Source organism: Dysgonomonas mossii DSM 22836, from assembly GCF_000213575.1.
Taxonomy (GTDB): Bacteria; Bacteroidota; Bacteroidia; order Bacteroidales; family Dysgonomonadaceae; genus Dysgonomonas; species Dysgonomonas mossii.
In genome coordinates this window covers 119,202-135,037 of sequence record NZ_GL892009.1, presented here as the reverse complement: position 1 = coordinate 135,037, position 15,836 = coordinate 119,202, and the positions used below count along the sequence as shown (strand labels likewise).

Annotated in this window: 13 protein-coding genes and 1 tRNA gene; 13 read left to right on the top strand and 1 reads right to left on the bottom strand. The window is 37.0% G+C overall.

The window, feature by feature from the left end; genetic code table 11:
• The 4 genes from HMPREF9456_RS13305 to HMPREF9456_RS13290 all read left to right on the top strand — a co-directional run bounded on the left by HMPREF9456_RS13305 (nt 1) and on the right by HMPREF9456_RS13290 (nt 2,413).
• The gene (locus tag HMPREF9456_RS13305; RefSeq protein ID WP_006844058.1) at nt 1–942 is read left to right on the top strand and encodes a helix-turn-helix transcriptional regulator; all 942 of its coding nucleotides are present in this window, start codon (nt 1–3) and stop codon (nt 940–942) included.
• Nucleotides 939–1,412, top strand: a complete 474-nt coding sequence (locus HMPREF9456_RS13300) for an AraC family transcriptional regulator (RefSeq protein WP_006844057.1) — start codon at nt 939–941, stop codon at nt 1,410–1,412. Before HMPREF9456_RS13305 ends, HMPREF9456_RS13300 begins: the two co-directional genes overlap by 4 nt.
• 83 nt (nt 1,413–1,495) lie before the next feature.
• Complete coding sequence (locus tag HMPREF9456_RS13295; RefSeq protein WP_006844056.1) at nt 1,496–1,972, top strand: YdeI/OmpD-associated family protein; 477 nt, start codon at nt 1,496–1,498, stop codon at nt 1,970–1,972.
• A gap of 12 nt (nt 1,973–1,984) precedes the next feature.
• Nucleotides 1,985–2,413 carry a DUF3788 family protein gene (locus tag HMPREF9456_RS13290; RefSeq protein ID WP_006844055.1) on the top strand — a complete coding sequence of 143 codons (429 nt, stop codon included), beginning with the start codon at nt 1,985–1,987 and terminating at the stop codon, nt 2,411–2,413.
• Nucleotides 2,414–2,503: 90 nt separating this feature from the next.
• Here the strand turns inward: HMPREF9456_RS13290 and HMPREF9456_RS13285 are convergent.
• Nucleotides 2,504–2,577 (bottom strand) — tRNA-Met (locus HMPREF9456_RS13285).
• Nucleotides 2,578–2,848: 271 nt separating this feature from the next.
• Here HMPREF9456_RS13285 and HMPREF9456_RS13280 point away from each other — a divergent pair.
• The 9 genes from HMPREF9456_RS13280 to HMPREF9456_RS13240 all read left to right on the top strand — a co-directional run bounded on the left by HMPREF9456_RS13280 (nt 2,849) and on the right by HMPREF9456_RS13240 (nt 15,832).
• Nucleotides 2,849–4,843, top strand: a complete 1,995-nt coding sequence (locus tag HMPREF9456_RS13280) for an LptF/LptG family permease (RefSeq protein WP_006844054.1) — start codon at nt 2,849–2,851, stop codon at nt 4,841–4,843.
• A gap of 27 nt (nt 4,844–4,870) precedes the next feature.
• On the top strand, nt 4,871–6,088 hold the full coding sequence (locus HMPREF9456_RS13275) for a bifunctional 3,4-dihydroxy-2-butanone-4-phosphate synthase/GTP cyclohydrolase II (protein ID WP_006844053.1): 1,218 nt from the start codon (nt 4,871–4,873) through the stop codon (nt 6,086–6,088).
• A 53-nt stretch (nt 6,089–6,141) separates the two neighbouring features.
• Entirely contained in the window at nt 6,142–7,335 is a 1,194-nt protein-coding gene (locus tag HMPREF9456_RS13270) for a pyridoxal phosphate-dependent aminotransferase (protein ID WP_006844052.1), read from the top strand.
• A 33-nt stretch (nt 7,336–7,368) separates the two neighbouring features.
• On the top strand, nt 7,369–8,349 hold the full coding sequence (locus HMPREF9456_RS13265; protein ID WP_006844051.1) for a hypothetical protein: 981 nt from the start codon (nt 7,369–7,371) through the stop codon (nt 8,347–8,349).
• 295 nt (nt 8,350–8,644) lie between these two features.
• Nucleotides 8,645–9,715 carry a glutamine-hydrolyzing carbamoyl-phosphate synthase small subunit gene (carA, locus tag HMPREF9456_RS17570; RefSeq protein ID WP_006844050.1) on the top strand — a complete coding sequence of 357 codons (1,071 nt, stop codon included), beginning with the start codon at nt 8,645–8,647 and terminating at the stop codon, nt 9,713–9,715.
• 30 nt (nt 9,716–9,745) lie between these two features.
• Nucleotides 9,746–12,964: a carbamoyl-phosphate synthase (glutamine-hydrolyzing) large subunit gene (gene carB / locus HMPREF9456_RS13255; RefSeq protein WP_169331683.1), complete on the top strand. Its 3,219-nt coding sequence runs from the start codon at nt 9,746–9,748 to the stop codon at nt 12,962–12,964.
• Between the two features lie 164 nt (nt 12,965–13,128).
• Complete coding sequence (locus HMPREF9456_RS13250; protein WP_006844048.1) at nt 13,129–13,884, top strand: hypothetical protein; 756 nt, start codon at nt 13,129–13,131, stop codon at nt 13,882–13,884.
• 41 nt (nt 13,885–13,925) lie between these two features.
• A complete protein-coding gene (locus HMPREF9456_RS13245; protein ID WP_006844047.1) occupies nt 13,926–14,105 on the top strand; it encodes a hypothetical protein in 180 nt (59 codons plus the stop codon).
• Nucleotides 14,106–14,662: 557 nt separating this feature from the next.
• The gene (locus tag HMPREF9456_RS13240) at nt 14,663–15,832 is read left to right on the top strand and encodes a hypothetical protein (RefSeq protein WP_006844046.1); all 1,170 of its coding nucleotides are present in this window, start codon (nt 14,663–14,665) and stop codon (nt 15,830–15,832) included.
• Nucleotides 15,833–15,836 lie beyond the last annotated feature (4 nt).

Genomic DNA, 15,836 nt, shown 5'->3' with positions numbered 1-15,836 from the left:
ATGAATAAAGAATTAAACCGACTTGATCGCATATCGGCACTGCTCATACAATTACAGTCTCGGCCGGTTGTCAAAGCATCCGAAATGGCAAAACGCTTCGACGTGAGCCTGCGTACCATCTATCGGGACATGCACACTTTGTCTGAAGCAGGAGTGCCGATATGCGGAAATTCGGGAGTCGGTTATTCTTTAATAGAAGGCTACAGGCTACCTTCACTCATGTTTACAAAAGAGGAAGCAATTGCTTTCCTGACAGCCGAAAAAATTATCGAGCAACTTACCGATACCCAAAACAGCAATTACTTTCGTCAGGGAATGGATAAAATACGTGCTGCTTTACGATCTGTGGATAAGAAATATCTCCACGATATGGACGACAGTATAGCAGTATATAAAAGTCGGAATGCGGGAGAAAGTCTACCGAATATAATGCAAACAATATTAAATAGTATAAACGATAAGTTGGTTATAGAAGTAGATTACACGAATGCAGACGATAGTAAGACCAGAAGAGCTTTGGAAGCTGTGGGCATAACCTATTCGTACCCTCGCTGGTATCTATCCGCTTGGTGTCACTTACGAAAAAACTACCGAATATTCAGGCTTGATCGCATCGGCAACATAAAAACAACAGAAGATAAACATACAAAAGTTCATCCACCTTTGGAATCGCTTCTCGGATGTGATGATCCGCAATGTTTGACCGAAGTTGTTTTACATACAAGTAAAGAGGTTTCTAAACATTTTGCCGACAGATGCTATTTTATGGGACTGACCGAAGAAAAAGAGCTCGCAGATGGACGGATAGAACAAACTTACATGGCATATTCACTTGAAGGACTGGCTAGATGGGTATTGGCTAATGCCGATACGACAACGGTTGTTAAACCCGTTGAAATAAAAGAGATTATTAAACAAATTATTGAAAAATTAGACTTATGAAAATAAATAGTACAGAGATAAAGAATCTCGAACAGATAAAGACAATTGCAATTTCGCATACAGGAGATTATTCAGGTATTGGAAACGTATTTGAGAAATTGGCCGCATGGGCAGGAGCCAATAATCTTTGGGAGGCATCTCCTAAAATGGCCGGAGTTTATCATGACGACCCGATGAATACCCCTGTCGAAAAATTACGTTCGGAAGCCTGTTTGGAAGATCTTTCGGGCATCGAACCCGAAAATGGGATGAAACGCTATACAATAAGCGGAGGTAAGTATTACGTAATGCAGGTAGAAGTAACGATGGGTGAATATGATGAAGCCTGGAAGAAGGTATATGTTGATATTAACGAAAAAGGATATGAATGTGACTCAAGAGATCACTATGAGTTATATCTGAGTTGTGCCGGCGACGTTCAAGACCCTAATGCTCCATGGGTTGTGGAATTACGTATTCCTTTGAAGTAAACTCCTTCACAATAAGATAACAATATGTAAAATAGCTGTGTAGTATATGTTTAGCACGGCTATTTTTATATTATCTTTAAAAGATGGAAGCAGAGAAACCATTAGTAGATAAAGACTACCTATTATTTAAAATAGGAGATAAAGGAGGATGGACTTTTGTTGAAATCCCTGAGATTCCTATGCCCAAAACATCTTTCGGAATGCTAAAAGTAAAGGGAAAGATAGACGATTATGCGTTTTCCAATACACATCTAATGCCTTTGGGGAACGGACATCTAGGTTTGGCTGTTAAAGCAGAAATAAGGAAAAAGATAAAAAAGCAAGTAGGAGATATAGTACATATCACTATTTACGAAGACAAAACATCTTTAATAATCCCTCAGGAACTACTTCTGTGTTTGGAATATGAAGATGGAGTTCTTGAAAAATTTGAAATGTATACAGACGGGCAGAAAAAAGCATTTATAAATTGGATCAATTCTGCAAAAACAGAACAAACTAAAGCAGAGCGCATCGCCAAAACTATCACCATGATACAAAAAGGAGAAAAATATTATTAACTAATATAAACGATGGAAGCACAAATGCTATTAAGAGATGCAGATATATTCCCATCAGACAAGATTCTAGAAGAAGCACTGGGTAAAAATATCCACAACGTATTACTATCTTTTCTTGAAGCTGTTACAAACAAAGAGTACGGTCTGGTTATTGAGTGGAGATACTATAATGATGGTAAAGCATGGCTAGGTAAGGCAGTGTATAAGAAAAAAACTATCTTTTGGCTTTCAGTATGGGAAGGCTTTTTCAAAACGAGCTTCTTTTTTACGGAAAAGCACCTTGAAGCAATTGCAGAACTTGATATTTCGGAAACAATCAAGGATGAATTTGCCAAAGCAAAAACTATTGGGAAACTAATTTCGATGATTTTTGATGTAAATAAAGAGGATCAACTTGACGATTTATTGACGGTAGTTCGGTTTAAGAAAAGTCTGAAATAAAAAATCTATAAACCTCTTTCCTCAGTCAATGTATTCTCAGATATAATAAACTAAAAAAGACTTACAGTTCATTGTAAGTCTTTTTCATTGTAGCGGGACCGAGAATTGAACTCGGGACCTCATGATTATGAATCATGCGCTCTAACCATCTGAGCTATCCCGCCATCATCTTGTTAGCGGGTGCAAAAATAGAAGTTTATTTCTTATAAAACAATACTCACAGCTGAAATTTGTAAAAATATTTAGTAATTATATCGGAAATAGCTCATATACAAAGCCTAATTACCTAATAAAATTTAAGAATAATATCTTTCACTCCAATATTACTCTTTACATTCTTCTTTTTACTACTTTTGTACCTGATTTAGTCAATTGTTAATGCTAAGGATAAAGAGGTTATACACATTCATTCTTCAGACATTTTTCCCCGTCTTCATGATGACTTTCGGGATATGTTTGTTTATTGTCTTGATGCAATTTCTATGGAAATTTGTAGAAGACCTTGTCGGTAAAGGACTTGACAACGTAGTGCTTGCTGAACTTTTCATGTATGCAATCCTCAACCTTATCCCACTTGCCCTGCCACTCTCATTGTTACTTGCTTCTCTTATGGCTTTTGGAAATCTGGGCGAACGACTGGAACTATTGGCTATAAAGGCAGCTGGGGTTTCACTCCTAAAGACGATGAAGCCTCTGATTATATTCATTTCGTGTGTAGCAGTGGGAGCCTTCTTCTTCCAAAACGAAGCTATGCCACGTATCCAAGTGAAACTCCGTTCATTAATGATATCCATACGGCAAAAATCTCCGGAGTTAGATATTCCTGAAGGATCATTTTATAGTGGAATAACAAATTATAGCCTTTACGTAAAGAAAAAAGACAAAGAAACCCGAATGCTGAAAGATGTTATGATCTATGATACATCCGAGGGATTTGACAATATGTCTGTATTCGTCTGTGACTCGGCTCTTATGAGTATATCGTCCAACAAAGACTTTCTTTTGTTAAACTTATATTCGGGACAGCGATTTGCGAACTTTTCACAATCCGGACTTAACGAAACACGTCAAAACAATCAGTTTGTTCCATACAGCAGGGAAAATTTTAAAGAAAAGAAAATAGTCATTCCATTCAATAGTGGATTTGATAGAATGGACGAATCTAATCTGGAAGGAACACAAATATCAAAAAATATTTTTCAATTAGGGAGTTCCATAGACTCTCTAAGTTCCAGACTTGACAGTGTGAACGTACACGACAGAAAGGTGATAGGAAAAAACACCTATTTAACGTATCGCAATTCTGATGCATACAAAAAGGTGGAAACAGAAGAAACGGCATTGCCGAATAAGGAACAAGCAGTTGAACCTTTGAAGAAGAAAACTATAAATACAATAGATTTTGACTCATTGCTAAATACATATAGCAATGATGAAATATCAAGATATGTGGGTTTTGCTGCAAACGAAGCCGAAAGCAGCAGGTTTAACATCATGGAGACCACGCAGAAAATAAACATGCAAAAGAATATACGTATGCATAAAGTTGAATGGCATCGTAAATTCGTACTATCTTTTGCCTGTCTCATCTTCTTCTTTATCGGAGCACCATTGGGAGCTATTATACGAAAAGGAGGATTAGGTATGCCGGTGGTTGTCTCTGTACTTTTATTTATCGTTTACTATATTATCGATAACATCGGGTACAAAATGGCACGCGATGGAGTTTGGGAGGTTTGGCAAGGTATGTGGCTAAGCTCATTTGCACTTTTCCCATTAGGGGTATTCCTCACGTATAAGGCGATGAACGACTCAGCTCTATTCAACCCTGAAGCCTATGGAAACTTCCTCAGGAAGATATTAGGTTTAAAGAAAAAGACAATATATGAAACAGAGCAATCGGTTGATATCAATACTGTTCCCGATCTGGCTTCACTCAATGTAACACCAGATCAGATTTCATATATGCAAGAAATGAGTATTGAGAATCTGAAGGACATAGCTAAGAATCATAGTGAGTATAGTTACGACGAAGACACCTTACAACTCGTATTAAGCGTATTGAAATATAAGGGTGCCAGCTTCTTTGATGTGAAAGTAAAAAAGATAAACTATGTAGAATCTCAAAGTATATTTAATGCATTTATGAAAAATGCAAAAATAGCCATGCTTATTTATTTGGTTATTGTACTATTCGCTATATTATCAGTGATAATAAAGCTAAGCTTTATCTTGTCATCTTTGATAGTAATAGCGTATGCTGTATTTTTCACAAAATCATTCATTTGTTACTTCGACTTCTACAGATCGGTTGACAAAAAAACAAGAAAAAATATGTTTGGTATCATTGTTGGTTCTTTCATATTTATTTGGGGATTCTATCCTTACTTAAAGAAGAATATAGAACGTGAGATGATAAAAATTAAATGACAAAAACAGACTGGAAATAATATAATAATGGATAAGATTAAACTGGACACAGTAGAAGAAGCAATCGACGAAATTAAAAAAGGTAATTTCGTTATTGTAGTAGACGATGAAGATCGTGAAAACGAAGGCGATTTAATAATTGCAGCAGAAGCAATTACTCCGGAAAAGATAAACTTTATGGAGACACATGCCAGAGGTCTGATTTGCGCTCCGCTGACATCAGAACGCTGTGACGAACTCGATTTACCTATGATGGTAACCAACAACACTTCTATGCATGCTACTCCGTTCACTGTATCAATCGACCTATTGAAGAATGGTGTTACAACAGGGATATCTGCATACGACAGAGCACAAACAATATTGGCTCTAACAAAAAAAGAAACCAAACCGGAAGACTTTGGTCGCCCGGGACATATATTTCCACTACGTGCTAAAGACAAAGGTGTATTAAGCCGTATTGGGCATACCGAAGCTGCTGTAGACCTGGCACGTTTAGCCGGACTATATCCAGCAGGAGTATTGATTGAAATAAAAAAAGAAGATGGCGAAATGGCTCGTCTGCCCGAACTGAGAAAAATGGCAGATGAATACAATCTCAAACTTATATCTGTTGCAGACCTAATAAGATATCGGCTCGGAAGAGAATCTCTTATTGAAAGAGGTGTTAAAGTAAAAATGCCAACTGCATATGGAGATTTTGAACTAATTCCTTTTAAACAAAAAGCAACAGGACTAGAGCATGTAGCCATCATAAAAGGCACATGGGATAAAGATGAACCAATACTCGTTCGCGTACATTCATCTTGTATGACAGGTGATATCTTTGGATCGAAACGCTGCGAATGTGGCGAGCAGCTTCACAAATCGATGGAGATGATACAAAAAGAAGGAAAAGGTGTTGTCATCTACCTCAATCAAGAAGGTCGTGGCATTGGTCTGATGGCAAAAATGGAGGCATACAAATTGCAGGAAGAAGGCTACGATACAGTAGATGCCAACCTACACTTGGGATATCGTGCCGATGAACGCGACTATGGCGTTGGAGCTGCAATTCTTCGCGACCTGAATGTATGCAAAATGCGCTTACTTACAAATAATCCTGTGAAAAGAAAAGGGCTCGAATCTTTTGGTCTTACTGTTGTAGAAAATGTACCGATCGAAGTTACTCCTAACCAGTATAATGAGTTCTATATGCATACCAAAAAAGAGCGCATGGGACATGATTTACATAATGTAGATTAGTCTGTTATGTAATTATAGAAATAAGAATATCATATAATCAAAATCTATAGAAAATGACACAAGTATCAGCACGCATAGCGAACCTTTCTGTATCAGAAACTTTAGCAATGTCGCAAAAGAGCAACGAATTGAAGGCTCAAGGAATCAATGTGATCAACCTGAGTGTTGGAGAGCCTGATTTTTATACACCGGATCATATAAAGGCGGCTGCAAAAAAGGCTATTGATGATAATTTTTCATTTTATTCTCCTGTTCCCGGATACCTTTCGTTGCGACAAGCAATAAGCAAGAAACTGGAGACAGAAAACGGATTAAGTTATAAGCCTGAACAGATTATTTGTTCGAACGGAGCTAAACAAGCTGTTTGCAATGCTGTACTAAGTGTTGTTAATCCGGATGATGAAGTCATTATACCTGCTCCATGCTGGGTAAGCTACATAGAAATGGTAAAACTTGCCGAAGGTAAGAGTGTTGTTATACATACAGGTATAGAACAAAACTTTAAAATAACTCCGGCTGAGTTAGAAGCTGCAATTACTCCCAAAACAAGAGCTATAATACTATGCTCCCCATCTAATCCTACTGGAAGTATCTACAGCAAAGCAGAATTGAAAGGTCTGGCTGATGTATTAGCAAAATACCCTAATATAATTATAATCTCCGATGAGATATATGAACACATAAACTATACAGGCAAACACGAAAGCATTGCCCAGTTTGAAAACATCAGGGAAAGAGTCGTAATCATAAACGGAGTATCTAAAGCGTATGCTATGACTGGATGGCGCTTAGGCTGGATGGCAGCCCCACAGTGGATTGCAGCAGCTTGCAATAAACTACAAGGCCAATACACTTCGGGAGCATCTTCTATTGCTCAGAAAGCAGCAGAGGCAGCATATCTAGGCGGACAGCAGTGTGTGGAAGATATGCGACAGGCTTTTGTACGTCGCCGTGACCTGATCGTAAAACTAGCATCCGAAATAGAAGGGTTTAAAGTTAACAAACCCGAAGGTGCTTTCTATCTGTTTCCTGAATGCAGCTACTACCTTGGCAAATCATACAACGGAAGATTGATTAAAACATCGGCTGATCTTGCCATGTTCCTTTTAGAAGAAGGTCATGTAGCATGTGTTGGCGGACTAGCTTTCGAGGCTGCAAATTATATCCGATTCTCGTACGCAACATCTGATGAGAATATTATTGAAGCGATGAAACGAGTTAAAGAGACTCTGGCTAAATTGAAATAATGGGCTCAGGGTTAGGCAGTATTCAATTCTTTTATGAACAATCAAGAAAAATACATTAAACTATATAAACAAAAAAGGGAGGATTGTTTCCAAAAATTGGGGTATTGCAACCCTCCTATTGATTGGGACGAATTCCAAACATGGAATAATAACATATATCTAAAATATTTAAGTGCTGAAAATTGGGATAATGAAGCTATAAAGACACGTACTTATATCGATCTACTTGATGATGACAAGGAATTTGGATTTTTTATAGCATTTCAAAATCGCGATTTTGAGACATTGAATAATGTCCTCTATCAGACATCGAGACGAAGGCTCTTAATAACAGGCATGACCGCCAGTGGAACAGACCACGCCATTGCGTTAATGGATATTCTGTCTGCATTTGCGTGTAACGATTTTGATCTTGTAAAGTACTTTTTTCCGCAAGAACTACCTTTGTCAAAAGGCTTATATTATACTGAGGTTTCGGCTAATTTATTAAAAGTGCTTTATTATAAGGACGATTATTTGTGTGAAGAATCTGTACAAAAAGCTCAGAAATTTTTATCTAAAAAAATTACAATCTGGGAAGAATTGACTGTCAAATACTTCTTATCTTTAATAAATAAGAATGTGGTACAATCAAATACTTGTTTGCAGGGACTCTGTTCTGCTTATCAAAAGATTGGAGATTTTAGCAAATTGGAAAAATGTTTTGCAAAAGAATTACATGGGCTTTATCGTTTTGCAAAAATCGTAGATGAGGAATTTTATAAAAGAATAGAATTACCTGCGCATGATTGTTTCTTTAAAGAGTTTGAAGCTTGGCAAAAAGAGCATAATTATCCCAAAGGTCAACTTTTCTATATATATCCTAAAGAATTAGATTATATGAATAGGATATTTAAGGCGGAAATACCTACTGTTACACTAACAGAAGTAAAAGTAGGCAACCAAAAGCAAATTTATAAAGATGTAGATAAATTTGCCTTGGACTTGGCAGAGAATGTAAAAAATGTAAGATAAATAGTTATTTATTGTCTGTAGAATATAAAATAACTCTATCTTGTGCCGTATTGAATTCTTTAAACTAGAAAAAAGAAAAATTATAATTTCAAAAAGGCACTTTATCTCATTTTTTATACTTAACTTTGTACCTCAGATATTCGATTGAGATATTTAGAATATTTGAAATAATGAGAAAGAAAAAAGATACAATATTTACTATTATAATAAAAGGAACAGATATGACAGATATCCCGTTCCTTTTTTTTTATCTTTGTAAATAGCTTATTTAACCACATATTTATATAAACAAACGATGCATTTAGACAAACCAGTTCAACTAATTCTTGATGACGGAACAGTTTTCGAAGGAAAGTCATTCGGCTCTGAAACCGCAAAAGCCGGAGAAGTTGTATTTAGCACTGCAATGGTAGGTTATACAGAAAGCCTTACCGACCCTTCTTATTTAGGTCAGATACTAGTTGTCACATTTCCTCTAGTTGGTAACTATGGAGTTCCCGATGATACATCAACCGACGGAATTTCCGATTTTTACGAATCAGAAAAAGTACAAGTAAGCGGACTCATCGTCTCGGACTACTCGCACGAATACTCTCACTGGAATGCTAAAAAAAGTCTGGGAGACTGGTTAAAAGAGCATGACGTACCGGGCATTTATGGAATTGATACCCGTGAGCTGACAAAGATACTCCGCGAAAAAGGTTCGATGAAAGGAAAAATCGTTTTCAAGGGAGCAAACGAAATTGAGTTTTATGATCCGAATATCGAAAACCAAGTTGCGATAGCAAGTTGCAAAGAAGTGCTGACATACGGCAACGGAGAGAAAAAGGTAGTGTTAGTAGACTGTGGCGTTAAACATAATATCATACGCAGCTTACTAAAGAGAAACGTAACAGTTATACGCGTACCTTGGGATTATGACTTCAATCAGTTGGAATGGGATGGATTGTTTATCTCAAATGGTCCCGGCAACCCTGATTTTTGTGAAGAAACCGTAAAGAATATTCGTAAGGCAATGGAAGGAAGCAAACCGATCTGCGGAATATGTATGGGCAACCAGCTACTTTCTAAAGCAGGCGGAGCAACGATATATAAATTGAAGTATGGACATCGCAGTCACAATCAGCCGGTTAAGATGGTTGACTCGACTCAATGCTTCATCACTTCACAAAACCATGGCTATGCGGTAGCGAATGCATCATTAAGTGCAGAATGGGAACCTTTATTTATCAATCTGAATGATGGAACAAACGAAGGTATCAAGCATAAAACTAAACCATTCTTTTCGGCTCAGTTTCACCCTGAAGCATGTAGCGGCCCAACAGATACAGCCTTTATTTTCGATTTATTTATTGAAAAATTATAATCCACTATATAAAAAGCAGCTTAAATGGATATAAATATAGACGTAAAAAAAGTATTAGTCCTTGGTTCGGGTGCATTAAAAATTGGAGAGGCCGGAGAATTCGACTACTCCGGTTCGCAAGCCCTGAAAGCATTGAAAGAGGAAGGAATTGAAACTGTACTTATCAACCCTAATATAGCAACAGTACAAACTTCGGAAGGGAGTGCTGATAAAATATATTTCTTACCTATTACTCCATACTTTGTTGAGAAAGTTATCAAAAAAGAAAAACCGGATGGAATCCTGTTAGCTTTTGGAGGACAAACAGCACTGAACTGTGGAGTACAGCTTTTTCAGGAAGGAATTCTTGAAAAATACAATTTACGAGTTCTCGGAACGCCGGTACAGGCTATCATGGATACTGAAGACCGTGAATTGTTTGTAAAGAAACTAGATCAAATAGATGTAAAAACTATCAAGAGCCACGCCGTTGGCACAATTGAAGATGCAGTAAAGGCAGCTAAAGATTTAGGTTATCCAATCATCATCCGTGCAGCTTATGCCTTAGGTGGGTTAGGTTCGGGTTTTTGTGACAATGAACAAGAGCTACGGGCTCTTGCTGAAAAGGCATTCTCCTACTCTTCTCAAATTCTTGTTGAGAAATCACTCAAGGGGTGGAAAGAGATCGAATACGAAGTGGTTCGTGACAAGTACGGCAACTGTATGACTGTTTGTAATATGGAAAACTTCGACCCGCTCGGAATCCATACAGGCGAAAGTATTGTTGTAGCACCATCACAAACATTGACGAATGATGAGTTTCACAAGCTTCGTGAATTATCAATCCGCATCGTAAAACATATAGGCATCGTTGGAGAGTGTAACGTACAGTTTGCCTTCGATACAGAATCGGAAGATTACAGAGTAATCGAAGTAAATGCACGTCTGAGCCGTTCTTCTGCTCTTGCATCTAAGGCTACAGGGTATCCTCTGGCTTTTGTTGCGGCAAAATTAGGTTTGGGATATGGATTGTTCGAATTGAAAAACTCTGTAACAAAATCGACTTGTGCATTCTTCGAGCCTGCACTCGACTACATTGTAGTAAAAATACCTCGCTGGGACTTAGGTAAATTCCATGGAGTATCTAGGGAGATTGGCTCTAGTATGAAGTCTGTAGGTGAGATAATGGCAATAGGACGTACATTCGAAGAAGCCATACAGAAAGGTCTTCGTATGATTAATATCGGCATGCACGGATTTGCGGCTAACAAGCCGTTGGAAGTGGATGATTTGGATGAGTCTCTCAAAAACCCGACAGACAAACGTATATTCTGCATCGAAGAAGCCTTCAAGAGAGGATATACAGTAGATCAGATCCATGACCTGACTAAAATCGACAACTGGTTCTTACAAAAACTGAAATACATATATCAGTGTTCTAAAGAGCTTGAAAAATATGACGATGTGCAGTCTCTTCCTTTAGAGTTACTACATACATCGAAGAAAATGGGATTCTCTGATTTCCAAATAGCTAAGATTGTATGTAAAGAACCAACTCTAGTAGAAAGGGTTCAGCACGATGTGCGCCGTATACGTAAAGAGAACGGAATAGTACCTTGTGTAAAACAAATAGACACACTGGCAGCAGAGTATCCTGCTCAAACCAACTACCTGTATATCACATACAATGGTAGAGAAAACGATGTAAAATACTTAGGAGACCACAAATCTGTGATCGTTCTGGGCTCAGGTGCATACCGCATCGGTTCGTCGGTTGAGTTTGACTGGTGCTCGGTGAATGCTTTGCAAAGCATCCGCAAAGAAGGTTATCGATCGGTAATGATCAACTATAACCCCGAAACAGTTTCTACAGACTATGACATGTGTGATCGCCTGTACTTCGATGAGCTTACATTTGAACGTGTAATGGATATCATCGAACTCGAAAATCCTCATGGAGTAATACTTTCGGTGGGTGGGCAGATTCCAAACAACCTTGCAATGCGCCTTGACGCAGCTAAGGTAAACATATTGGGAACTACAGCTAAAAGCATCGATAATGCAGAAGACCGCCACAAGTTCTCGAGTATGCTCGACCGCATAGGTGTAGATCAACCTCGCTGGAAAGAACTAACATCCCTGCAAGACATCAAAGGCTTTGTTGACGAAGTTGGATATCCTGTGCTGATCCGTCCATCATACGTACTGTCAGGTGCTGCGATGAATGTATGCTCTAACGATCAGGAACTGGAGAACTTCTTAGGACTGGCTGCCGAAGTTTCGAAGAAACATCCGGTAGTAGTGAGTGAATTTGTTGAAAATGCAAAGGAAATAGAGATAGATGCTGTAGCCAACAAAGGTGAAATCATAATGTATGCAATCTCAGAACACGTAGAGTTTGCCGGAGTTCACTCGGGAGATGCGACAATACAATTCCCTGCTCAACGACTATATATAGAAACAGTAAGACGCATAAAGAAAGTAGCGCGCAAGGTAGCTGAAGAGTTACAGATATCAGGACCTTTCAACATGCAGTTCTTAGCGAAGGATAATGAGATTAAAGTAATCGAATGTAACCTGCGAGCATCCCGCTCCTTCCCTTTTGTATCTAAGGTTTTGAAAATAAACTTTATCGAACTGGCTACTCAGGTGATGCTTGGCAAAAAAGTAGAGAAACCCAATAAGAATGATTTCGATCTTGACTATGTGGGAATCAAAGCTTCTCAGTTCTCTTTCTCCCGTCTGCAAAAGGCCGACCCTGTATTAGGAGTGGATATGGCTTCGACCGGAGAAGTAGGTTGTATCGGAGATAACTTCTACGATGCCATGCTTAAATCAATGCTATCTGTAGGTTATAAGATTCCGAAAAAAACCGTATTGTTCTCAACCGGCCCGGCTAAATCGAAAGTAGAGTTGCTTCAAGCAGCAAAACTTCTACACCAAAAAGGATATGAATTATATGCAACCGGAGGTTCACAACGCTTCCTTGTAGAAAACGGAATTCCTGCAACTCAGGTATTTTGGCCAAATGACAATCAACAGCCAAATGCATTGGAAATGATACACAATAAGCAGATCGACCTAGTTGTAAATATTCCTAAGAATTTTACAACCAGTGAGCTTGACAATGGTTACAAAATCCGTCGTGCAGCTATAGATTTCAATGTACCATTGCTCACCAATTCACGTCTTGCATCAGCTTTCATACAGGCATTCTGTAAGATGAATGTAGATGAGCTTGAAATTAAAGCTTGGAATGAATACGATTAATTGATCTGAATTGACAAATATTAGAATAGCCTGAGATAAAATCAGGCTATTTCTTTTTGGTCTTTTCATTCAAAGGAATCATCACACAAATAAATGTTTTACAACCAATACTAAACTTTTAAAACTACCGTTCATAATATATTATTTTTTAGAATCTGACATATATGAAAAAAACTCTTGCCCTTGTTCTCTTTAGCTTACTTTGTCTGAATTTTAGCATCGATGCCCAAACAAAAAAGTTGATTATAGAGATAAATTCTATACAATCGAAAGAAGTAGTTAATCTGAAATATAATTCAAAGAATCAGTTAATACATATCGAAGAAAAAGGTCCTATTATTTTTCGGGAACTCACTCTGAAATATGACAAAAATGAAAAACTAGCCGAATGCCTTATAAACAGAGATAGAGGAGAAGCTATTAACAATTCAAAATTTATGTATGATAACAACGACTACATAACCGAAGAAGTTAAAAGCAGCGGTAAACAGCTCCGTAAAATAACAGAATATAATAAGATTTACACGGATAACTCAGGCAGATTGAGTAAAACAACATTTGAAGATGGGAATTTATGGGAAGTATTTTCGTACGACAATCACAATAATCTTGTAAAATATTCAGTTCACTCAATTTCGGGTAAAGAAGATATAGTGATTGATTACTCTTTTGATACGAACAGGTCTATCTTTTCCAGCATAGAAGGTTTACCCCTCTGGTTTTGGACACTACATATGAATAATATGAAATGGTGTAGCGACTTTTTAGGTCATAACAATGCTATTGAGGCTACTACACTAGACTCTAGGTTTGGAACTGACACCAAAGATATTACATACGAGTACGATGCTGACAACTATCCTATTAAACAATACTATGATGGAGTATTAGCTAAAGAATTCAAATACAAAGCTATTTAAAGAGAAAGATGTGAGTTAAATGTAATTTCAATATTCTCGTCATGTTCAACGGAGTGAAACATCTCCGACGTCTCGGAGCTATATCTTACGCTCCGAATTTCAATCCGTCAAAAGATGGGGTTTTGATAAGTTTCTCTTTTGAAAGTATCGAAACAACATTAGAAAATGTAGTGAAAAGCGGAGGGAAAAGAATTATCTTAAAAATAAAAATTGAAGCCTAAGGTGTAGGGTACTTTGCTACATTCATTGATAGTGAAGGAAACAGTATAGGTTTATACTCGGATAAATAACTTAAAATATAGATATTTACATATCGAAACTGGTAAGATTTTATATTTTTCCAATTCTGTTTATTTATAGTTTTCAATAAAATAAAAACTACTTAAAAGTGTCTTTATTTCTCTTTGTTTTCCTGAAAAATATTTCTATAAATTTGTCTATTTATTCTATCAAAATGAAACTTATTTTTCGATTATTCACACAAATCCTTTCCTGAATTATAGTTTTTTATTAACTTTGTGGCCAGTTAGGAGAAAATCTTCTAATAATCTAGGGTTGACTATTTAATAAAATCAAGACCGAAATTCTTTTGGTATACAGTCGTATCTATGCTCTGGATTCTATTTATTAATCATCGCATAATGTAGTATCGAGTCGTTCAAAATTGACTTCTAACTAATAGCATTATGTTCCTTTGTTTTGCAAGATAGCATTTCAAAAATGATTATTTTCTTTGATTATTTCAAAGAGGGTATTCTTATGATCAATCCGTCAGATAATGAAAAGGATATTATTTATTTGCGCTATAACCATTTTTGTATCTTCTCTGAGAGCACAAGAAAAAGAAGATTTTTTCAAATTGGGTGGAGCAATTCGTTTTAACACATCAGTAGAAAATTATGAAAAAAGTAATAAAACTTTAAATACCTACATAAAACTTGATACGTGGTATTTGTCAGCCGATGCCCATAAATCAGGATTTGATTTAAGCTTTCAATACCGTTTCTATCCCGATTCTAAAGCCCACTTCTTACATCATGGTTATATCGGATACCAAATAGATCAGAATCTATATATTAAAGGAGGTGTATTTCAAAAACCTTTCGGAATAGGAGATTTTGCATCTCATTCGTGGTGGTTTCAGATTCCCTATTATCTGGGACTGGAAGATACGTATAATACAGGGATAGGCTTATCGCATCAATTAGGTCAATGGCATTTTGATTTTGCTTATTTCAGACAAGCAGCTCCAAGGGGTTCTATCTCGGATAATACTTTGGATAATGAAGTTGGTAATGGTAGGTATTCTTATGCTGTCGTTCCTACTACAGGTTATGTTGGAAATACCTTGGTGGATGCAAATATCAGAGAATTGGATCAATTCAATTTAAGAGCCCGATATAAATTGAATGAAAATATCGAGTTCGGCGTTTCCGGGCAATTAGGAAGTATATATAATAAAGAACTTAATAGTCGAAAATGGGGAATTAGTACTGCACTACATGTAGTCGCTGATTATAGTAAATGGAATTTTAAAGGAGAGTTTATCTCATATAATTATAATGCTCAGGGTGATAATAAAGAAAAACTAGACATCCTCCAGATGGCAGCTTATGGTGCAGCTTATAATGTGGCGGCTAAAGGAAATATTTATGTTGTGGGATTAGCATATATGATACCTATTAACAGAAAATTTATAAAATATATACAACCATACATAGACTACTCTATAGTCGATAAACATAAAAAAGAATATTTTAATACACAACACCTTATTCCCGGAGCACTTATCTCTATGGGGCCCATATATACGTATGTTGATTTCGCTCTGGGTAAAAATCAACCGTGGCTATCCTCTAACTTCGGAGAAGGCCTGGGCAAAGGGAAAGCAAATGCCAGATGGAATAGTCGCTTTAACATAAATATAGGATATTATTTTAATCAATAATAAT

Excerpts from the sequence above, each read along its gene's own strand:
- HMPREF9456_RS13305 (WP_006844058.1), top strand. The coding sequence starts at position 1 with ATGAATAAAGAATTAAACCGACTTGATCGCATATCGGCACTGCTCATA.
- HMPREF9456_RS13300 (WP_006844057.1), top strand. The coding sequence starts at position 939 with ATGAAAATAAATAGTACAGAGATAAAGAATCTCGAACAGATAAAGACA.
- HMPREF9456_RS13295 (WP_006844056.1), top strand. The coding sequence starts at position 1,496 with ATGGAAGCAGAGAAACCATTAGTAGATAAAGACTACCTATTATTTAAA.
- HMPREF9456_RS13290 (WP_006844055.1), top strand. The coding sequence starts at position 1,985 with ATGGAAGCACAAATGCTATTAAGAGATGCAGATATATTCCCATCAGAC.
- HMPREF9456_RS13280 (WP_006844054.1), top strand. The coding sequence starts at position 2,849 with ATGATGACTTTCGGGATATGTTTGTTTATTGTCTTGATGCAATTTCTA.
- HMPREF9456_RS13275 (WP_006844053.1), top strand. The coding sequence starts at position 4,871 with ATGGATAAGATTAAACTGGACACAGTAGAAGAAGCAATCGACGAAATT.
- HMPREF9456_RS13270 (WP_006844052.1), top strand. The coding sequence starts at position 6,142 with ATGACACAAGTATCAGCACGCATAGCGAACCTTTCTGTATCAGAAACT.
- HMPREF9456_RS13265 (WP_006844051.1), top strand. The coding sequence starts at position 7,369 with ATGAACAATCAAGAAAAATACATTAAACTATATAAACAAAAAAGGGAG.
- carA (WP_006844050.1), top strand. The coding sequence starts at position 8,645 with ATGCATTTAGACAAACCAGTTCAACTAATTCTTGATGACGGAACAGTT.
- HMPREF9456_RS13250 (WP_006844048.1), top strand. The coding sequence starts at position 13,129 with ATGAAAAAAACTCTTGCCCTTGTTCTCTTTAGCTTACTTTGTCTGAAT.
- HMPREF9456_RS13245 (WP_006844047.1), top strand. The coding sequence starts at position 13,926 with ATGTTCAACGGAGTGAAACATCTCCGACGTCTCGGAGCTATATCTTAC.
- HMPREF9456_RS13240 (WP_006844046.1), top strand. The coding sequence starts at position 14,663 with ATGAAAAGGATATTATTTATTTGCGCTATAACCATTTTTGTATCTTCT.